Annotated in this window: 19 protein-coding genes and 2 pseudogenes; 11 read left to right on the top strand and 10 right to left on the bottom strand. The window is 63.3% G+C overall.

Annotation, left to right across the window (positions count from 1 at the left end; translation table 11 throughout):
• The first annotated feature begins 56 nt into the window (after positions 1-56).
• The 6 genes from GV818_RS08170 to GV818_RS08145 all read left to right on the top strand — a co-directional run bounded on the left by GV818_RS08170 (position 57) and on the right by GV818_RS08145 (position 5,811).
• Positions 57-815 (top strand): 5-oxoprolinase subunit PxpA, encoded by a 759-nt coding sequence (locus tag GV818_RS08170; RefSeq protein ID WP_161756054.1) that lies wholly within the window; start codon positions 57-59, stop codon positions 813-815.
• A gap of 95 nt (positions 816-910) precedes the next feature.
• The gene (locus GV818_RS08165; RefSeq protein WP_161756053.1) at positions 911-1,153 is read left to right on the top strand and encodes an acetyl-CoA carboxylase; all 243 of its coding nucleotides are present in this window, start codon (positions 911-913) and stop codon (positions 1,151-1,153) included.
• 10 nt (positions 1,154-1,163) lie between these two features.
• A complete protein-coding gene (locus tag GV818_RS08160) occupies positions 1,164-2,537 on the top strand; it encodes an acetyl-CoA carboxylase biotin carboxylase subunit (protein ID WP_161776323.1) in 1,374 nt (457 codons plus the stop codon).
• The gene (locus tag GV818_RS08155; RefSeq protein ID WP_161756051.1) at positions 2,534-3,406 is read left to right on the top strand and encodes a 5-oxoprolinase subunit B family protein; all 873 of its coding nucleotides are present in this window, start codon (positions 2,534-2,536) and stop codon (positions 3,404-3,406) included. The genes GV818_RS08160 and GV818_RS08155 overlap by 4 nt, the downstream gene beginning before the upstream one ends.
• Positions 3,403-4,377 (top strand): biotin-dependent carboxyltransferase family protein, encoded by a 975-nt coding sequence (locus GV818_RS08150; protein WP_161756050.1) that lies wholly within the window; start codon positions 3,403-3,405, stop codon positions 4,375-4,377. The genes GV818_RS08155 and GV818_RS08150 overlap by 4 nt, the downstream gene beginning before the upstream one ends.
• Before the next feature lie 111 nt (positions 4,378-4,488).
• Positions 4,489-5,811 (top strand): purine-cytosine permease family protein, encoded by a 1,323-nt coding sequence (locus GV818_RS08145; protein ID WP_161776322.1) that lies wholly within the window; start codon positions 4,489-4,491, stop codon positions 5,809-5,811.
• 110 nt (positions 5,812-5,921) lie between these two features.
• Here GV818_RS08145 and GV818_RS08140 read toward each other — a convergent pair whose 3' ends face one another.
• Positions 5,922-7,532 carry an inorganic phosphate transporter gene (locus tag GV818_RS08140; protein WP_161756048.1) on the bottom strand — a complete coding sequence of 537 codons (1,611 nt, stop codon included), beginning with the start codon at positions 7,530-7,532 and terminating at the stop codon, positions 5,922-5,924.
• 244 nt (positions 7,533-7,776) lie between these two features.
• Entirely contained in the window at positions 7,777-8,799 is a 1,023-nt protein-coding gene (locus tag GV818_RS08135) for a transporter (RefSeq protein ID WP_161756047.1), read from the bottom strand.
• Between the two features lie 272 nt (positions 8,800-9,071).
• On the opposite strand from GV818_RS08135, the gene GV818_RS08130 reads away from it, so the two are divergent.
• Complete coding sequence (locus tag GV818_RS08130; protein ID WP_161756046.1) at positions 9,072-10,697, top strand: methyl-accepting chemotaxis protein; 1,626 nt, start codon at positions 9,072-9,074, stop codon at positions 10,695-10,697.
• Positions 10,698-10,805: 108 nt separating this feature from the next.
• Entirely contained in the window at positions 10,806-11,249 is a 444-nt protein-coding gene (locus tag GV818_RS08125) for a hypothetical protein (protein WP_161776321.1), read from the top strand.
• On the opposite strand, the gene GV818_RS08120 is transcribed toward GV818_RS08125, so the two are convergent.
• On the bottom strand, positions 11,246-12,427 hold the full coding sequence (locus GV818_RS08120; RefSeq protein WP_161776320.1) for a GAF domain-containing sensor histidine kinase: 1,182 nt from the start codon (positions 12,425-12,427) through the stop codon (positions 11,246-11,248). The two genes, GV818_RS08125 and GV818_RS08120, sit on opposite strands and share 4 nt — an antisense overlap.
• Positions 12,428-12,618: 191 nt before the next feature.
• Positions 12,619-12,936, bottom strand: coding sequence for a PepSY domain-containing protein (locus GV818_RS08115; RefSeq protein WP_161756043.1), 318 nt, complete (start codon positions 12,934-12,936; stop codon positions 12,619-12,621).
• A 156-nt stretch (positions 12,937-13,092) separates the two neighbouring features.
• Between GV818_RS08115 and GV818_RS08110 the strand changes: the two genes are divergently transcribed.
• Positions 13,093-14,004, top strand: coding sequence for a sterol desaturase family protein (locus GV818_RS08110; protein ID WP_161776319.1), 912 nt, complete (start codon positions 13,093-13,095; stop codon positions 14,002-14,004).
• Here GV818_RS08110 and GV818_RS08105 read toward each other — a convergent pair.
• Together GV818_RS08105 and GV818_RS08100 are read right to left on the bottom strand one after the other, a co-directional pair.
• On the bottom strand, positions 13,982-14,662 hold the full coding sequence (locus GV818_RS08105) for a helix-turn-helix domain-containing protein (RefSeq protein ID WP_161776318.1): 681 nt from the start codon (positions 14,660-14,662) through the stop codon (positions 13,982-13,984). The two genes, GV818_RS08110 and GV818_RS08105, sit on opposite strands and share 23 nt — an antisense overlap.
• Positions 14,663-15,790 (bottom strand): glycerophosphodiester phosphodiesterase, encoded by a 1,128-nt coding sequence (locus tag GV818_RS08100; protein ID WP_161776317.1) that lies wholly within the window; start codon positions 15,788-15,790, stop codon positions 14,663-14,665.
• 245 nt (positions 15,791-16,035) lie between these two features.
• On the opposite strand from GV818_RS08100, the gene GV818_RS08095 reads away from it, so the two are divergent.
• A complete protein-coding gene (locus GV818_RS08095; RefSeq protein WP_161756039.1) occupies positions 16,036-16,371 on the top strand; it encodes a DUF2025 family protein in 336 nt (111 codons plus the stop codon).
• A 49-nt stretch (positions 16,372-16,420) separates the two neighbouring features.
• Here the strand turns inward: GV818_RS08095 and GV818_RS08090 are convergent, their stop codons facing one another.
• A complete protein-coding gene (locus GV818_RS08090; protein ID WP_161776316.1) occupies positions 16,421-16,744 on the bottom strand; it encodes an antibiotic biosynthesis monooxygenase family protein in 324 nt (107 codons plus the stop codon).
• The gene (locus tag GV818_RS08085; RefSeq protein ID WP_161776315.1) at positions 16,741-17,460 is read right to left on the bottom strand and encodes a CTP synthase C-terminal region-related (seleno)protein; all 720 of its coding nucleotides are present in this window, start codon (positions 17,458-17,460) and stop codon (positions 16,741-16,743) included. The genes GV818_RS08090 and GV818_RS08085 overlap by 4 nt, the downstream gene beginning before the upstream one ends.
• 88 nt (positions 17,461-17,548) lie before the next feature.
• Here GV818_RS08085 and GV818_RS08080 point away from each other — a divergent pair, with 88 nt between their 5' ends.
• Positions 17,549-18,427: a LysR family transcriptional regulator gene (locus GV818_RS08080; RefSeq protein ID WP_161756201.1), complete on the top strand. Its 879-nt coding sequence runs from the start codon at positions 17,549-17,551 to the stop codon at positions 18,425-18,427.
• Positions 18,428-18,432: 5 nt separating this feature from the next.
• Here the strand turns inward: GV818_RS08080 and GV818_RS08075 are convergent.
• Positions 18,433-18,959: pseudogene (locus GV818_RS08075) on the bottom strand (DUF1003 domain-containing protein).
• A gap of 87 nt (positions 18,960-19,046) precedes the next feature.
• Positions 19,047-19,484, bottom strand: a pseudogene (locus GV818_RS34960) (methyl-accepting chemotaxis protein); the annotation flags it as partial.
• Positions 19,485-19,536 lie beyond the last annotated feature (52 nt).

Here is a 19,536-nt window from a genome sequence, read left to right as displayed (position 1 = left end):
GGTTAAGGCCGTTCTAATTTCCATTGCACGAAGTCACGTAAGTTGGAGCAACAGTGATGCAGGCAGTGGATTTCAATTCGGACATGGGCGAAAGCTTCGGCCCCTGGACCATCGGCGATGGCGTTGATAACGAACTGATGGGCTTCATCAGTTCGGCCAATATCGCCACCGGCTTTCACGCCGGCGACCCCGGCACCATGCGCCGCACCATCGAGCAGGCCAAGCGCCTGGGCGTGGCCATCGGCGCCCATCCGGGATTCCGCGACCTGGTGGGATTCGGTCGTCGGCACATCAATGCCCCGGCCCAGGAGCTGGTGGACGACATGCTCTACCAACTCGGCGCCCTGCGTGAGCTGGCTCGGGTCCAGGGCCTCAAGTTGCAGCACATCAAGCCCCACGGCGCGCTCTATATGCATCTGGCCCGGGACGAGGAAGCTGCGCGATTACTGGTGGAAAACCTGCGCAAGCTGGAGCCGGAACTGCTCCTGTATTGCATGCCCAACTCGGTGATCTGGCACGTTGCCCAGGAGTTGGGGCACCCGGTAATCCGCGAGTTCTACGCCGACCGCGACTACGACCTCAGTGGCTCCATCGTCTTCACCCGCCAGGTGCGTGCCCTGGATCCGGCCGTGGTCGCGGCCAAGGTGCTGCGGGCCTGCCAGACCGGCCTGGTGCGCACGGTTGAAGGCGAGGATTTGTTCATCGAATTCGACTCCATCTGCCTGCACAGCGACACCCCAGGTGCCCTGGATCTGGTGGAAGCCACCCGCACAGCGCTGGATCAGGCCGGCATCGAGGTCCGCCCACCGCGTTGAACTACGCCATTCCGACACATCGCGCACAGACGCGGGTTGCACCCTGGTTTTGAATTTTTGCCTGCCTTTCTACAACTATTCCAAGAGGAACAGACATGGCCGAACACAGTGTTATCACCCCATTGCCGGGCACGTTCTATCGCAAGGCTACCCCTGAGTCGGCGCCCTTTGTCGAGGTTGGCGCCAGCGTCAGCGCCGATACCGTGATCGGCCTGATCGAAGTCATGAAGCAGTTTTCCGAACTGACGGCCGGGAGCGCGGGTCAGGTCAGTGCTTTTCTGGTGGAAGACGGTGATCCGGTGGAACCGGGTCAGGTCGTCGCGACGCTCGAACAGTGAGGGCCGGAACATGACTCAGTCGATCAAGAAATTGCTGGTCGCCAACCGTGGCGAGATCGCCGTGCGCATCATCCGCGCGGCCAAGGCCCTGGGGATTCCCAGCGTCGCTGCCTGCAGCGAGGCGGATGCCGATTCCATGGCGGCGCGGATGGCCGATGAAGTGCAGATCATCGGTCCGGCCCGGGCCGATAAAAGCTACCTGAATGTCGAGGCGCTGCTCGGCGCGCTGCACCACAGTGGCGCCAATGCGGTGCATCCGGGCTATGGCTTTCTTGCGGAGAACGCCGGGTTCGCCGATGCGGTGGTCAAGGCCGGGGCGATCTTCGTCGGCCCCAGCGCCGAGACCATTCGCCGCATGGGCGACAAGGCACAAGCCCGGCGCACTGCGCAGGCTGCCGGGGTGCCAGTGGTGCCCGGTTCTGCCGGTGAACTCTTCGAGCTGGAAGCGGCGCTCAAGGCCGCTGAGGCGGTGGGCTATCCGCTGCTGATCAAGGCCAGCGCGGGCGGTGGCGGCCGGGGTATCCGACTGGCCCAGGATGCAGCGCAATTGCGGGAGGAGTTTCCCCGGGCCCAGCGTGAGGCCCAGACCGCCTTCGGCAATGGCGCGGTGTACCTGGAGCGTTTTATCGGCCGGGCCCGGCACATTGAAGTCCAGGTGCTGGGGGACGGCAAACACGCGGTGCATTTGTTCGAGCGCGAGTGTTCGCTGCAGCGGCGCCGGCAGAAAATCTTCGAGGAAGCGCCGTCGCCAGTGCTCAGCGATGCCCAGCGTGAACAACTCTGCAGCAGCGCGGTACGCCTGACCGAGGCCATGGGTTACCAGGGCGCGGGTACCCTGGAATACCTGTATGACGACAGCACCGGCGAGTTCTTCTTTATCGAGATGAACACGCGGATCCAGGTGGAGCACCCCATCAGCGAGCTGATCACTGGCATCGATCTGGTCCAGGCCATGCTGCGCATCGCCGGGGGCGAACCCCTGGGCCTGCGCCAGAGTGATATCCAGCTCAACGGCGCGGCCCTGCAGATGCGCTTGAACGCTGAAGACCCAGCGCGGGATTTCTTCCCCAGTCCAGGCAAGGTCGAACAGTTGATCTGGCCACAAGGGGTCGGAGTGCGGGTCGATAGTCATCTGTACCCGGGGTATTGTGTGCCGCCTTACTACGACTCGCTGCTGGCCAAGTTGATTGTCCACGGGCGTGACCGTGGCGAGGCGTTGGCCCGGGCGCGGATTGCCGTGGATCAGACCACTTTGACCGGCATGGCCAGTACCTTGTCGTTGCACCGCGAGCTGTTGGCCGAACCCTGGCTGCAGCGTGCCGACTTCCATACCGGGACCCTGGAAACCTGGCTGGCCGAGCGCCGCGCCGGAGGTGTTGCATGAGTCAGCCAATCCGTTACAGCTTCGGTGCCGATGAGCACTTGTTCGCCGAAGTCAGCGACAGCATGTCCCTGGAGGCGTTCTTCAAGGGCATGGCGGTGACCCGCGCGGTGGAGCGCCTGGCGTTGGATGGGGTGCTGGATGTGTGCCTGGCCAATGCCTCGTTCCAGATCCGTTTCGACCCGGATCGCATTGCTCCACACACTTTGTTGGAGGCGGTCCAGCAGGCCGAGGCGGGGGCAGTGGCCGAACGCAGCCTGCACACTCGGATCATCGAAATTCCGGTGCTCTACAACGACCCGTGGACCCATGAAACCCTGATGCGTTTTCGCGACCGGCACCAGGACCCCAGCGCCACTGACCTTGAGTACGCGGCACGGATCAACGGCCTGGCGGACGTCGAGGCGTTTATCGCGGCCCACAGCGGTGCCCCCTGGTTCGTCTCCATGGTGGGCTTTGTCGCCGGCCTGCCGTTCATGTTCCAGATGGTCGAGCGGGAGCGTCAGTTGCAGGTGCCCAAGTACCTGCGACCCCGCACCGACACGCCGAAACTGACCCTGGGCCACGGCGGCTGTTTCGGTTGCATCTACTCGGTGCGCGGTGCCGGTGGCTATCAGATGTTCGGGGTGACCCCGGCACCGATCTACGACCCGCAGCAGCAACTGGCTTATCTCAAGGCGCACATGGTGTTCTTCCGTCCGGGGGACATCGTGCAGTTCAAACCGATCGACCGTGAGGCTTACGACCAGGCAGTGGCCGAAGTGGAGGCCGGGCGCTTCGACCTGCGCATCCGTGAGGTGGAATTTTCCCTGGATGCCTTTCTTGCCGACCCGGTCGGTTATCCCAAGTCGCTGCAGGAGGTGCTGGCATGATCAAGGTCATCAAACCGGGCCTGGCCACATCGGTGCAGGACCTGGGTCGTGAAGGTTTCTATCACCTGGGTATTCCGCCGTCTGGCGCCCTGGATCAGTACGCCCTGAGTGCGGCCAACCAGTTGGTGGGCAACCCGGCGGGTGCTGCGGGGCTGGAATGCACCTTGCTCGGTCCCGAGCTTGAGTTCAGCGAAGATGCCCTGGTAGCGGTTTGCGGCGCGCACATGACGCCCAAGCTCGATGGCGTGGACATGCACCTGGACACCGCCTTCGCGGTCAAGGCCGGGCAAGTGCTGCGCTTCGATTTTCCCAAGGCCGGGGCCCGGGCCTATCTGGCGGTGGCTGGCGGCATTGATGTGCCGCTGGTACTGGGCAGCCGTTCCACCTACGCGCTGGGTGCCCTGGGTGGTTTCCAGGGGCGGCGGCTGGCGGTCGGGGATGAGTTGCCGGTGGGTGTCGACCACGGCAAGAGTCGTCCCGGTGCCAGCCTGCCCATGGCCCTGCGCCAAGCCCTGGGCGGTGAAATCACCCTGCGAGTGGTACCGGGTCTTTACTACGAGCGCCTGAGCGACGTGGCCAAGGCCAGCTTCTTCGCCGAACCCTGGACCGTGGGTTCGGAGGCGGACCGCATCGGCTACCGCTTCAAGGGGGGGAGCGCCTTGAGCTTCCAGCCCCGGGAGCAACCGTTCGGCGCCGGTTCCGATCCGTCGAACATCGTCGACAGCTGCTACCCGATCGGTTCGATCCAGGTGCCCGCCGGGCTCGAGCCGATTGTCCTGCACCGCGATGCGGTGTCCGGTGGCGGTTACGCGATGATTGGCACGGTGATCAGCGCCGACCTCGACCTGATTGGCCAGATGCAACCCAACCAGAAGGCCCGCTTCATTGCGGTGACCCTGGAAGAAGCGCTCGAAGCCCGGCGCTCCTATAAGAAAAAGCTCAGCTGTCTGAGCAAACTGTTTCCTTCCTGACTCTGCCCGCCGCATCGCGCGGGCTCTGCCAAACGGTACGCCAACGCCGCACTTCGGTGCGGTGACGGCTGCCCGCGCTTCAACCCTTGATTGGTTCTGGAGTTCACGCATATGGCAGCTTTATCGCAATCGAAGCAAACCGGGCAGGCCCCGGCCAGCGTTGCCGTGCCGAGTGAGGCACGCATGGGCCGGCTGTCCCTGACCATGGCCTGGTGGGCGGTGTGCAGCGCGATGTTCTACATCGTGGTCGGTGCCTCCCTGGCCCTGTCCTACGGTGCCCGCAACGCGCTGATCGGCATGCTGTTATCGGTCATCAGCTACGGCCTGGTGAACAGTGTGCTGAGCCGCTTCGCGATGCGTAGCGGGCTCTCGGTGGCGCTGTTTTCGCGGCTGTTGTTCGGCAGCAGCGGGGCTTGCCTGGCGACCTTGATCTTCTTCTCCACGGCGATCTACTACGCGGTGTTCGAAGGCTCGGTGATTGCCGTGGCGCTCCATCACCTGTACCCGCAACTGCTGTATCCACTGGCCGCGCTGTTGGTGGTGGCCTACAGCGTGCCGCTGATCCTTGGCAGCGTGCAGCACTGGCTGGACAAGCTCAACGGTGTGCTGCTGCCGGTGTACCTGGGGGGGCTGCTGTTCGCCGTGGGCTTGTCCGTCGCTCGTTACGGCTATCAGCCGCAATGGCTGGATTTCGGTCCGGCGAGTCCCAGTGGTTCAGGCTGGTGGGACTGCTTCGTGGCCTACATGGGGGTATGGATCCTGATGCTCTTTACCTTCGACTACGCGCGTTTCGGCAAGCCTGAGGACGCCGCCTACCATGGCCGCTGGAACTTCGGCATGCCGTTCTACGCGGTGACCTTCTTGCTCAATGGCGCTGCGGGGATCTACCTGGTGAGCAGTATTCCCCATGAAGGTGCACTGAATGAAGTCTCGGTGGTGATGGCCATCCTGCAGTTGATGGGCTTGTGGGGGCTGTTGTTCGTCTGGGCCACCCAGACCCGGATCAATACAGCCAACTACTACCTGGCGACCCTGAACATGCAGGCGTTTTTCGGCCGCTTCGGCGTGCGCGGCTCCTACCTGATGTGGGCGGTGGCGGTGGGGATCATTGTCTACGGCTTGATGCTGGCGGATGTGTTCGCCTATCTGCTCAAGGCCCTGGCGTATCAGGGGATCTTCGTGGTCGCCTGGGTCGGTGTGGCCTTGGCGCAGATCCTGCTGGGGCGCACCCAGGTCGCGGCCATCGACAGTGTCTCGGCGTTCAATCCAGTGGGGCTCACGGCCTGGTTCGGTGGCACGGCCCTGGGATTGATGCTGATGTGGGCGGGAGGCGGCCTGGCGAGCTTCTCGGCGCCGCTGACCGGGATCCTGGCCTTTGCCCTGCAGGCTGGCCTGTCGAGCCGCATTCGCGCAAGGCTAGCGGAGTCGGTGTAGCCACTGGCTCCGGTTGCGATAAGGCCCGGAGGGCCCTGGTTGCTGCTCTGCTGCCGAACCGCGGGCGTCCTTGCTACGGTGGGGCGCAGGCGGCAGCGGTTGCGGAGCCCTTAGAACAGTTGGGTGAATAGCCAGTACAGGCTGCCGGACAACAGGATCGCTGCCGGCAGCGTCAGCACCCAGGCCATGGCCAGGTTGCGGATGGTGCGCATCTGCAACCCGCCGCCGTTGGCCACCATGGTCCCGGCCACCCCCGAGGACAGTACGTGGGTGGTGGACACCGGCAGGCCGAACATGTCGGCCGCGCCGATGGTCAGCATGGCCACGGTTTCTGCCGAGGCGCCTTGGGCGTAGGTCAGGTGGGTCTTGCCGATTTTCTCGCCAACGGTCACCACGATGCGTTTCCAGCCCACCATGGTGCCGAGGCCAAGGGCGATGGCCACGGCGATCTTCACCCACAGCGGGATGAAGCGGGTGGCGTTGTCGATCTGTTGCTTGAACAGCTGCAGCTTGTCCTGGGTGTCCTGGTCAAAGTGGCCGACCTGGTTCTTGTCCATCAGGCGGATGGCTTCGCTGGTCAGGTACATGTCGTTGCGCACGTTGCCCATGGCTTCGGCCGGGACCTTGGCCAGCGAGCCGTAACCCTTCACTTCACTGCCGATGGCTCCGGCCAGGGCGGCCAGGGCCGGGATCAGCTCAGGCGTCGCCTCTTTAGTGCGCATGTATTCGGAGAGCACCGCACGGGGCTCGGCCGGGGCCGCTTGCGGGGCGCTTTTCACCAGGGCCTGCTGGGTGACTTCGGCCACGGCGGCGAACTGCAGTGCCTGGTCGGCGGGCATGGTGCGGTTCAGGGCGTAGGCCATGGGCAGGGTGCCCACCAGGATCAGCATGATCAGACCCATGCCTTTCTGGCCATCGTTGGAGCCGTGGGCGAAGGACACCCCGGTGCAGGTCAGGATCAGCAGGCCGCGAATCCACCAGGGGGGCGGGGTATTGCCCTTGGGTGCCTTGTACAGTGCACGGTTCTTGACGAACAGGCGCAGGGCCAACAGCAGTAGGGCAGCGAACAGGAAGCCGATCAGCGGCGAGAACAGCAGGGCGTAGCCGACCTTGGTGGCCTGGCTCCAATCCACGCCGCTGGTGCCGTCGCGGCCATGCATCAGCGCATTGGCCACGCCAACGCCGATGATCGAGCCGATCAGGGTGTGGGACGAGGACGCCGGCAGCCCCAGCCACCAGGTGCCGAGGTTCCACAGAATCGCGGCGATCAGCAGGGCGAAGATCATCGCGAAGCCGGAGGAAGAGCCAACCTGCAGGATCAGCTCCACCGGCAGCAGGGCGATGATGCCAAAGGCCACCGCGCCACTGGACAACAACACCCCGAGAAAATTGAACAGGCCGGACCAGACCACGGCGAACTGCGGCGGTAGCGAGTGGGTGTAGATCACCGTCGCCACGGCGTTGGCGGTGTCATGGAAGCCGTTGACGAACTCGAAGCCCAGGGCGATCAGCAAGGCCACGCCCAACAGCAGGAACGGGGTCCAGGTGGTGACCGTGGCGCCCAGTTCGTGCATGTCGTGCACCAGGCTGTAGGCGGTAAACAGCAAGCCCATGGCGAGTACGGCGAAGAACATCACCAGGGCAAACGGTCCGTTCTTTTTATCCAGATGCGGTTTGACGTCAAGGCTGGGGGATGCGGCAGTCAGGGACGGGGTGGCCATTGCTGGACAATCCTGTTGCTGGAAGGAGTGTCACCCATGATCGTTGCCAAATGTTACAGGGAGACTGCCTCAGGTCAGTGTTTACGCGATTGAGCCGTTCCGTTGATCCGTTCGAGCCCGCCGCCATCATGGCGGCCATCGCAATCATCGCGTAGGAGCTGGCTTGCCAGCGAAGAGGCCCTTGAACCAGCCGCCGGCCTTGTGCTCGCCTTCGTCGGCAAGCCGGCTCCTACAGGGGGGAGTTTCAGTAGTCCTGACGCTTGCGGAAGGCCCAGCGTCCGGCAATCACGGTGAAGGTGGCCACCAGCGCCACCAGGATCCAGAAACCCTCCGGGTCGCCGGAGAGGGGAATACCGCCGACGTTCATGCCGAAGAAACCGGCGATGATGTTGATCGGCAAGGCCAGTACCGTGACCACGGTCAGGGTGAACAGGGTACGGTTGGTCTGTTCGTTGAGGTTGGCGGCGATCTCTTCCTGCAGCAGTTTGATCCGCTCTCCGAGGACCGTGAGGTCGTTGATGATCAGAGCGAACTCTTCGGTGGACTTGCGCAGCTCCTTGACGTCTTCCTTCTGCAGCCATTGCGGCGGGCGGTTCAGCAGGCGCAGCAGCGAGCCCGGCTCCAGGGCCAACAGCCGTTGCAGGCGTACCAGCACCCGGCGCATGGCCCCCAGTTCCGCCCGGTTGCTGGAGACCCTTGCCGCCAGCAGTTGGTCTTCGATCTGGTCGACGCTGAGGCTGGTCTTGCGCACGATCTGGGTCAGCACTTCGCCCTGGTCCCGCAGCAGGTGCGCCAGCAGTTCCAGGGGTGAGCGAAAGCGTTCCCCGGCCTTGACCGATGAGCGCAGCTTGTCCACCGAGTGCAGCGGTTGCAGGCGGGCGCTGATGATCAGGTTGCTGCGCACGCAGACCCACAGGGTGGAGATGTCCGAGGAGACCATGCTGCTGAAGTTGAACACCACGTCGTTGACCACTGCCAGCAGAGCCGAGTCGACATGTTCGATACGGGTCGAGCGCGAGCCTTCGTGCAGGGCTTCGAAGAACTCGTCCGGCAGTTGCAGGTGGGCCTTCATCCAGCGTTCGCAGGCAGCGTGGGCCAGGTTCAGGTGCAGCCAGAGGAATTCATTGCTGTCTTGCGGTTGTTGCAGGGCTTGCAGGGCCTTGGCGGAATCCAGTTCACGGCCGCGTTCACCGCTACGAAAGCTGAAACCGTAGAGCAGGCCAAACAGATCGGAATCGCGGTGACTCTGGTCGATGCTGTGATTCATGGGGTCTCGCAGGAGGGACAGTGCCTGGCGCGAATTTCACCGGTTCACTTGGACCCCATCATGGCAAGGCTCTTTGACAGTTTTGTGACGTTTTGAAGTGCACCATGGGCCGTGACATACCGATGGTCGGCGGCGCTCAAGATTATTTCGCGGGTGCCGATCACGCTCACATGCAATACGCAGTCGATCCGCCTCGAATGTGCCTGACAGGGATGTCAGAACCTACGCAAGCCCCATCGGGCCTGCTCTATCCCTGCTATGAGATTTCCTCGATGTTTTTGCAAAAATCCCTGAGAGCGCAAATTCTTGCCCTGCTGAGCGGTAGCCTGTTGGCGATGCTGTTGATCGCCCTGGCGAGCTTTCACTTGCTGTCCGGTGGCGTGCAGAGCTACCGCCAGTTGATCGAGGGCCCGCTGCACAGTTCGCAGTTGATTGATGAGGCCAACCTGCAATTCAAGAGTCAGGTGCAGGAGTGGAAGAACGTGCTGCTGCGGGGCAAGCAGCCCCAGGAGATGAACAAGTACTGGCAGCTGTTCGAAGATCGTCAGCGGGATGTGCAGAACATCCTTGGTCAGCTGGCGCAGACCCCGGGGCTCGATGCAGTCCTCAAGAGCCGGGTACAGCGTCTGGCGGAGGAGCACCGGCTGTTGGCTGCGGCCTATCAGAAGGGGCGTGATGCCTATGTTGCGGGCGGGGCTGATCCGAGTGCCGGCGACGCCGCAGTCAAGGGCGTGGACCGGGCTGCCAGCGAGCAGATGAGCGAGCTGGTGACCGAGTTGCGCAAGCACGGCGAACAGCAATCGCAAGAGATCAGCGCAGCGGCCGACCGTACGGTGTGGCTGGGCATCCTGGTGATGCTCGCTTCTGGCCTGCTGATCGGTCTGCTCAGCCTGTGGCTGGTCAACCGCAGCCTGGTGCAGCCGATCCGCGAGTTGATCGATTATGTTGCGCAGCTCAGCCGTGGGCAGTTCTCCCAGCGGGTGGCCAGCGAGCGCCAGGATGAGTTGGGCAAGCTGGCGATGGCCGCCAATACCTTGCGCGATTTCCTCGCCCAGACCTTCAGCAGCCTGCAGCGCAGCGCTTCGGACCTAGACAGCTCCAGTGGCGAGCTCAACTCCATCGCCACCTTGATGTCCCAGGGCACCAACGAGCAGTTCAGCCGCACCGATCAGGTGGCCACGGCGATGAACGAGATGTCCGCCACCGCCCAGGAAGTGGCGCGCCATGCTGCCGATGCCGCACGCGCAGCGGACGATGCCGACCAGTCGGCGCAGCAGGGTGAGCAGGTGATGCAGAGCACCATCCACACCATCACCCAGATGCGTGGCGAGATCGCCAACACCGCCTCGGTGATCCGTCGTCTGGAAGCCGACAGTGGGCGTATCGGCAAGGTGCTGGAAGTGATTCAGGGGATCGCCGAACAGACCAACCTGCTGGCCCTCAACGCCGCCATCGAAGCCGCCCGGGCCGGAGAAGCCGGGCGTGGTTTTGCGGTGGTCGCCGATGAGGTACGCAGCCTGGCCCAGCGCACCGCCGCCTCGATTACCGAGATCAACCAGATCATCCAGACCGTGCAGACCGGGGCGGTGGACGCGGCCCAGGCCATCGAGAGTGGCCAGTCCCGCAGCGAGCAGAGTGTGCAGCAGGTGACCCAGGCCGGGGCCATGCTGGAACGCATCACCGAGGCGGTGGAAGCGATTCGCGACATGAATCGGCAGATCGCGACCGCTGCCGAGGAACAGACCTCGGTGGCCGAGGATATTTCCCGCAACCTCACCGAGATCACCTCCATTGCCAGTACCAATCTCGACAACGTTCAGCGCACTGAAGCGGCAAGCCGCAATCTGCATGGCCTGTCGGCACAACTGAACGAGGTGACGGCGCGTTTGAGCGCCTGAGGTCGGTCTTCCTGTATCGGCCTGCTTACCAGGCCGATACACGATCACTCTCAAATGGCTGGGGCGTTTGTCGATGATCGGGTATCTTCCCGTATCAGGACACATGCCATGGTCAGCATCACTTCGATCTCGATCAACCAGACCCAGGTCAGCCCGACCAAGACCAGTATCGCCGGCAGCGCTACCAGCGAGACCTCCGCTACCACCACTGGCAGCACGACCACCGCCAGCGCTAGCGGCAAGGCACCGGCGGCAGGGGGCGCGGCTGCGGGCGGCAGTGCCAGCAGCGAGGATTCGAGCAGCGATTCGGTGAAGGCGTTGCGCAAGCAGGTCGCCGAGCTGCAAAAGCAACTGCAGGAGCAGCAACAGCAGTTGCAGGCGGCCCAAAGCAAGCAGCAAAGCGCTGATGCCAAGGCCGCTGCAGTGGCGGCCGCGCAGTCTCAGGTGGCCAGCACCAGTGCGTCTTTGCAGACCGCTACAGCGGCCTTGCTCCAGGCACTGCAGGACTCCAGTGGCAGCACTTCGGGATCCTTGGTCAGTACCAGGGCTTAAGCCTTCAGAGTCAGTGGCAGGCTGAAACTGAACACGGTGCCTTGCTGCGGGTTGGAGACCACTTCCAATTGTCCCCCGTGGGCTTGGGCGATCTGCTGGGCAATGTACAACCCCAGGCCAAGTCCGGCCTGGGGTGTGTCGCTGACCGGGCGTGAGTAGGGCTGAAACAACCGGGGCAGGACTTGCTCGGGGATCAGTCCCTGGTTTTTCACTCGCAGTACCAACTGTTCAGACTGCTGCTCTGCCTCGACCTCCACCACGCCTTGCGCCGTACCATGGCAGATGGCGTTGGCCACCAGGTTGGAGAGCAACTGGGCGATACGTTGGCGATCGCAGTGAATACCCTGCAGATCGTCGATCCGGCACTGGATGGTGCGCTGTGGGTGCACGTTCTGCACTTCGGCGATCACATGGCGCAGCACCTGTTCCAGGTCGGGGCAGGGCGCCAGGTCCAGGGTAATGCCCGGCCCCAGGCGGCCTCTGGCGAAGTCCAGGACATCCTCCACCAACTGCGCGGCACGGTTGCTGCAGGCCAGGATATGCTGCACCAGGGGATCGGTGTCGGGGCTCTGGTGTTTGCGCAACAGGCGTTCGGCCCCGACGTTGATGGCGAACAGCGGGTTGCGCAGGTCGTGGCCGAGCACGGCGATGAACTGCTCGCGCAACTCGGCGGTATGCCGCTCCTGTTGCAAGGCCGCTTCGGTCTGTTGCTGGCTTTCCTCGGCTTCGATCTGCAGCGACAGCAAGCGCGCGAAGGACTCCATGGTGCTCTGGATAGCGCTGGCCTTGAGGGGCAGAGGACTCGGGTCGAGGGCACAGATGGTGCCGAAAAAACGTCCATCGGTGCGAAACACCGGAACCGAAATATAGCTTTCGAAGCCGTACAGGCGCGGGGTGTGATGGTTGTGGTAAAGCGGGTCTTCACTGGCCTTGTCGATCACCACCGAAACATGGGCCGCACGGATTTCGTGGCACAGGGTGGTCACCACATCCAGTTCGCCGCCGACCTTGAGGCCGAAGTCCAACTGATCGAGTACGGCACAGACGTGCCAGGAGTGCTCGGTGACCCGGGCCACGGCGGCGAAGCGCAAACCGGTCATTTCCCGGATGACCTGGAGCATCGCCGGGACTGCACTGATCCGGCCGATGGTGGCGATGTCGACTGCTATAAGGCCCATTTCTGTCTCTGCATGGAATCTCGACGCCCTGCTGCGTCGACGGCCTGGATGATTCTAGCGAGCCGGGCGCGACAGGGGGCAGATACCTGGGGCCTGGCGAGAAATTTGTTGCTGGCGGCGATTTTCCAGCGGGCTAAAAAAAACCGCCGCGTCCCCTGTAACAGGGACGCGGCCGTTGTGCCGGGGGTGGCTTACTTGTCTTGCTTGTTGCTCAGGACCTTGCCGGTCTTGGCGTCCAGGTCCACGTCCCACTCGATGCCTTTGCTGTCACGCAGTTCCACTTGATAGACGTAGGCGCCGGTGGCGGTCTGCTCCAGCTCGGTGTCGGTAATGCTGGCAGCAGTGGTGCCGGGGTGCTGGGCCAGGGCGGTCTGGTTGAGCTTTTCCAGATCCATGATGGCGCCGGACTTGATCAGGCCCGGGATCAGGTCCGGACGCACATCGGCCTGGGCCAGGCCGGCAGTCAGGGTTAGGGCGGCAGCGGCAAACAGAGCGGAGAACTTGGTCATGGGTTGCTTCCTTGAGGTGATGGGTTTCGATGGGCACAGGTTAGTCGCTGCAACTTAATTCACCCTTAATTCAGGTCACGCTTTGCGCCGTTTGTTCAAGCCAGGAAGCCGGGGCCAGCCGCAAGCTGGCGTCTCCCTCTACAGGAGACAACGTGGATGAAACGAATGCTTGCGTGGTTGTACGCCCCCTTGTTCTTTGGCGGGTTCATCGGCACGGGTCTGTGGTTGATGAGTGGGGGCAAGACCTTCCCTGGCGGGTTGTTGCTGTTGTTCATAGTGGCGCTTGGAGTGTCATTCCTGGCTGAGTGGGGCTTGCCTTACGAGCCTGTCTGGAACCGCGCCCAGGGCGATCGGCTGCGGGACATTCTGCATGCCCTGGTCAATGAGAGCCTGAACGTCGTGGGCCTGCTGGCGCTGCCGGGGCTGGTGGCGCTGCTTGGTCATGAGGGGTTGTGGCCCCAGGATTGGCCGCTCTGGGGGCAGTTGCTGCTGGCGATAGTGATCGCCGATTGCGGTATTACTCTGGCTCATTACGCCAGCCATCGCTGGGCCTGGCTCTGGCGCTTGCATGCGGTGCATCACAGTGTGCTGCGCATGTACGGCTTCAACGGTTTGCTCAAGCATCCCCTGCACCAGCTACTGGAGGCTTCGGCGGGATTGCTGCCGCTGCTGGTGCTGGGCATTCCACTGCCGGTGGCACAATTGCTGGCCCTGGCCATCGCCATTCAATTGCTGTTGCAGCATTCCAATGTCGATATGCGCCTGGGGCCTCTGCGGTGGGTGTTCGCCTGGGCGCCGCTGCATCGTTTCCACCATATGAAGTACGGACGCGCCGGGGATGTGAATTTCGGCCTGTTCTTCAATCTCTGGGACTGGTTGTTGGGCACCGCGTTCTATCGGGACGACTACTCGATGCGCCAGGGTGACCTGGGCATCGGCAGCCGTGCGGATTATCCCGTCGATTACTGGCCGCAGTTACTGGAGCCGTTCAAGACCCCGCGCTACACGCCAGAACCCAAGGTGCCCGAAGCGCTGCGTCGCCGGGTCAATCCAGCAGGCGGGGCCTGAGGGTTTTCAACGCCTGGCTGGCCGTGACGCCGAACAGTGCCTTCAAGGTACGGCAGAAATGCGCGGTGTCGGCGAACCCGGCACCGTGAGCCGCCTGGGTAATGGCTTGGCCCCCCAGCAACAGGGCCATGGCCAGGCGCAAGCGCCTCCATAGCACCAGGCGCCGTACCGGTAGGCCGACATCACGGGCGAACAGCCTTTCCAGCTGGCTCAGGGACACATTCGCCTGAACGGCCAGTTGCGTGGCCGCAACCTTGTCGCCCGGTGCGGTGTCCAGCGCCATCAGCGCCCTGGCGACACGGTGGTCGGCAATGGGCTGGCGTGGGCAGCGGCGCAACGCCGCTTCCAGGCCGGGCAATGAGGGGGCCGCGTCGCGGACAGCCATCTGCAAGCTTTCGGCAGTCAGCAGCAGTGGCTCGGCATAGACCGTGAAGACCCGATCGGGGGCCTGGATGATCGCGTGGCGGTGCAAGGCTTCGATAAACAGGTAATGGCCGGTTTGCCGGGTGCCATCTAGCTCCAGCGTGACCGGCTGCTCGGGCGCGATGATCAGTTGATGGGCGTAGTGGGCATGGGGTGCAGTGCACCCCATGGTTCCGTGGATCAGGCCAAAGTCATGGCCCAACCAGAGCTCGCCGCTCCAGGGTGAGAGGGACATTCAGTAACCGCTGGCCTCCAGCAGTTGGGCAACGCTGGCTGTGGCCGGGCGCTTGAAGTACTTGAGCAGTTCGGCGCTGCGGTTGGTGAAGACGCCATCGACCCCGGCGTCCATGACTTTCTGGAAGTCCACGGGCTCGTCGATGGTGTAGACGTGCACCAGCAGGCCCTGGTCGTGGGTGTATCGATTCATCCAGGGTTGCACCAGGTCCGAGTAGCTCTGGTCGCCTCCTGCTGCCAGGGCTGCAGAGGGGCCAGTGCCAATGGCGCCCTGGGCCTTGGCGTAGTCGACCCAGCGCTTGAACTCGGCCTGGTCCTTGGGTTGCTGCTTGGCGTAGAACACGGCCTTGTCGGTTTCGCCGCTGTTGGCGAAGGTCTGGCCGGAGGCCGGTTCGATGCTGCCGGCGCCGACCCACAGCAGCAGGACTTTTGGCACCTTGGGCATTTCCTTGTGCAGCAACTCCAGGCTGTGTTTGTCGAAGGTCTGCAACACCACCTTGCCTTTGCCCTGGCCCACCGCCAGTTCGCTTTTCGCCAACTTGGAACCGGCCGGGCTCAGCCAGCCGCGGTCCTGGAGTTTTTCCTTGAGTTCGTGCTCGATGCCGGGGAACAGCTGGGGCTCCTTGGTTTCGATGTAGAGCCCGGGCTTGTGCTGCGGATTACCCTGGGCGATGTCGATGATTTCATCCAGGGTGAGGATCTTCAGGCCGGCAAAACCTGGCCGGGCACGATCCGGGTGGGCGTGGTTGAACCAACTGCCGGCGTCGAGGGTTTTCAGCTCGGCCATGGTGAAGGCGTTGGCCGGGCTGTCCTTGCGCTCGGGGAATTTCTGCGCCACATCGGTGGTGCGTTGCAGGTTGTTGTCGTGCAGGGCGAAGAGCACGCCGTCTTTGCTGCGCTGCAGGTCCATCTCCAGGTAGTCGGCGCCCAGATCGCGGGCCAGACGGTAGGAGGCTGCAGTGGATTCGGGGGCGTCGAAGGAGGCTCCACGGTGGGCGATCACGGCCGGCTGCGGGATCCCCTGGCGGGCCGCGAGAGCATCTGGATCAGGCTGTTCAGAGGCTTGGGCCAGGCCGCAACCGAGCATCAGGCCCAGTATCAGGGCACAAGGGGTGAAGGTTGCTGGCATGCTCGAAATCCTTTCGTGGAGGCAAGTACAAGGAGATATCTTTTAGCAACTCAATGACGCTTGTGCTATCTGCGCAGCGATATAAATCCCTCTCATTTACAGGTTTGAGGGTTTTTTCCGGTGCTTTGCAGTACTCTTGGGCGCTGCAGTTTCCCCATCAGAGGGAAGCCTGAAAAGAGTTTTTTCCTTGCCTCGCGTGTAGACCATCGATCACCAGTCCTGCGGGACTCACAGTGAGGTTTACCATGAGCATCACCTCCGAACTCATCTGCCAGGCTGCCGATCAGCTCAAGGGCTTTGTCGGCTTCAATCGCAAGAGCGGGCGCTACATCGTGCGTTTCAGCGAAGACTCCTTCGGCATGGATGTGGCCGACGACGCCATAGTGCCGGCCAACGAATTTGTCTGGGCGCCGGTTTCCGATCAGGCCATGAGCCTCAAGCGCGAGCAGATCCAGTTGCTGCTGGATCAGAATATCGACGACCGGATCAATATCAGCGAACCGTTGCGGGTGTACATGCGCCGCAGCGACCTGCCGGAAATCCAGGCCGTGCGCAATCTGTTGTCGACCGCCGAGGGCTGACGCCATTCTTGACCCTGAACCGCTGTCTCCGGTGGCTCAGGGTCTTGCCTTACACGCCGAAGCTGTAGGCGCGTTCGACCTTGCTCACCCGGGTATGAAAGTAGGTGTACCAGTCGACGCGACCACGCTCGCGGGTGGTGCTGTGTTCGGCGTGATGCTTCCAGGCACGGATTGCCGCTTCACTGTCCCAGTAGGACACCGTGATACCGAAACCATCCTCGCCCCGTGCCGATTCGACCCCGAGAAACCCCGGTTGCTGGCGGGCCAGCTCGACCATGCGTGCGGCTGCCTGGTCGTAGGCGGAATCCGCTTCGCGTCGCTTGGAGCTGAAGATCACCGCGTAGTAGGGCAGGGCGGGTGTCTGGCCGATCACGTGCGCGCCTCCAGGCAGGCGGTGAGCAAGGCGGTGGTCAGGGGCGGCGTGCACCCCTGGAGGGCAGCACGCTCGGGTTGAAACAGGGTGGCGATGAAGAACGGATGGCCATCCAGTTCCACGGCCCGCAAGTCACCGGCCTGATCATGGCCACTGGGGCGCAGGGCGCCGCTGAGCAAGGGCCCGGCGAAGTCCGGGTTGACCCCGTAGCGGCAGCGATAACCCTCCTCGATGTCTTGGGTGCCGTAGGCCCTGGCGATGCGGCTGCCGGCTTGCAGTCGAATCTGGTCGTGGGCCTCCACCAGGGCGCAGCTCAAGGGAGTAAGCAGCACTCGCTCGGCGTCGGGCGCGATCTCGCCGTGTTCGGCATCGGCCCAGCCCAGCACGTTGCGAGCGTATTCCAGAACCGCGTGTTGAAAGCCGCCGCAGGTGCCAAGGAAGGGGCGTTGCTGTTCCCGCGCCAGGCGGATCGCCAGCAGTGCCCCATGGATATTCAGATAGGGGCTGCCAGGTACGCACCAGATGCCATCGAAGCCTTCCAGCTGTTCTTCGTGGGTCAGCGCCTGGGTGGCCAGCCACTGGTAATCCACACGAATCCCGATGTCGGCAGCAGCCCGATCGAGGGCCAGGGGAATCGCCTGGTGCGCGGTGATCTGCGGATCATAATCCCCCACCAAGGCGATACGGATGGTTGGTGTCGGTACGCGTGCGTGCATGGGGCTCTCCCGTTATGGCGCTGACTTGTCGATTGCCTGAGGCCACTATAGATTGGCGCTTACGCAATCAATATTGGCGTTTACCCAAGTGATCAATGCAGCCACGCACTATCAATTGGACTATCCCGACCTGTCGCTGATTCTCGCCCTGGTCCGTGGCGGCTCCCTGGCCCGGGCTGCAGCCCTGCTCAAGGTCGATGTCTCGACGGTGTTTCGTGCCGTGCGCCGGCTTGAAGCCGGGCTCGGTCAGCAACTGTTCGACAAGAGTCGCGCTGGCTATCTGCCCAGCAGCCTGGCCCAGGCCTTGGCGCAGCAGGCCGAGCAGGCAGAGCAGGCCCTGGATGCAGCGCGGATCGGTGTGGCCCAGGGCGGTGAGGTGATCAGCGGTACAGTACGCCTGACCTGTACCGACTCGGTGTTGCAAGGCCTGTTGCTACCGGCCCTGGCGCAGTTCATGCCGCAGTATCCGGCGCTGGTTATCGAGCTGTGTACCTCCAACGATTTCGCCAATCTCAACCGGCGCGATGCGGATATTGCCGTACGCCTGACCGCGACACCGCCCGAGCATCTGGTGGGGCGCTGCCTGGGCGCGGTGTCATATCGCGTGTGCGCCAGCCCGGCGTACCGGCAACGAGTCGATTGCAGCGATCTGTCGCACGTGGCGTGGATAGCGCCGGATGACTTTCTTCCCGATCACCCCACCGTGGCCTGGCGTCGCCAGCAGTGGCCCGGCGTACAGCCCAGCTACCGTTGCAACAGCATGTTGTCGGTAACCGAGCTGGTGCGTGCCGGCCTGGGTGTTGCCGCGCTGCCGGACTTTCTGGTTGGCAGCGGCGGACTGGAAGCGTTGGGCGAGCCTGTGGGTCATGAAACAGCCCTGTGGCTGCTGACCCGTCCGGACTGTCGGGCCCTGCGCTCGGTGGTGACGCTGTTCGATGAGCTGGGGCGCCACTTGCGTTGGGCCTGAAGTCCTCAGGCCTGCGGTGGATCCTTGCGCACGAAGTGCTCGTGCATTTCGCTGGTGAGGGTCTCGATGCGTTCGGTCAGTTCTTTGGTCATTTCCGTCAGGCGGGTGTTCTGTTCCAGCAGAGCCATCAGTTGTGTGGTGGTCTGTGCCGCCTGGGCCTGGCGCTCGCTGTTGGCAACGGCCAGGGCTTCTCGGTGTTGCGCATCCGCGTCAGCTTGGGCCTTGTCCCGGGCTGCCTGGCGAGTCTGGGCCAGGAGAATCAGCGGGGCGGCGTAGGCCGCTTGCAGGCTGAAAGCCAGGTTCAGGAGGATGAAGGGATAGACGTCGAACTGGGTGACTCCAGCCAGGTTCAGGGCGATCCAGACCACCACGATCAGGGTTTGCGCGCCGAGAAAGGTCGGGGTGCCGAAGAACCGTGCAAAGGCTTCGGCCTTCAAGGCAAAGCTGTCGTTGCCAGGTGGGCGTGGGCGCGGTGAAAGCGCAGATGGTCGATGACCGGGTCGGTTTTTTCCGGGGTGTCGCTGGAACTCATGATGGCCTCCGCCAGGCTCTGGGACGTTGGCTCACTATAGCCCCGAGGCTCGGCCCGGGGGCACTGTCGACCTGCGGAAAGTGATCCTCAGGGTGTGCTGCGTGCGCCGGCGAACATGCTCACAGCCTGCACCGCATCACTGGCTCCATCGCGAATCTGCAGGATCACCGTACCGGCCTGATCCGCCAACTGGACACCCTTGGCCGCCCGCTCACGGGTGCCATCCATGCTCTTGATGGCTTGCAGCGTTTCGTTCTGGATCATCTCGATCATGCTGGAAATTTCCGCCGTCGAGCCACTGGTGCGTGAGGCCAGTTGCCGGACTTCATCGGCCACCACGGCAAAGCCGCGACCCTGCTCCCCGGCCCGGGCGGCCTCGATGGCAGCGTTGAGGGCCAGCAGGTTGGTCTGGTCGGCAATCGCGCGGATGGTGTTGACGATCGCGGTGATCTGCTCGGAGCGTTCACCGAGTTTGGCGATCAGCGATGAGGAGTCTTCGATGTTATCGGCGATCTGGCGCATTTCGCTGGCGGCCTGCTGGATCACCCCGGTGCCTTGCTCGGCGACTTTACGGGTT

It is taken from the genome of Pseudomonas sp. Fl4BN1 (assembly GCF_009908285.1).
Lineage (GTDB): Bacteria > Pseudomonadota > Gammaproteobacteria > Pseudomonadales > Pseudomonadaceae > Aquipseudomonas.
Note: the sequence above shows the minus strand (reverse complement) of the source record. Positions and strands in the feature narration are given on the sequence as shown.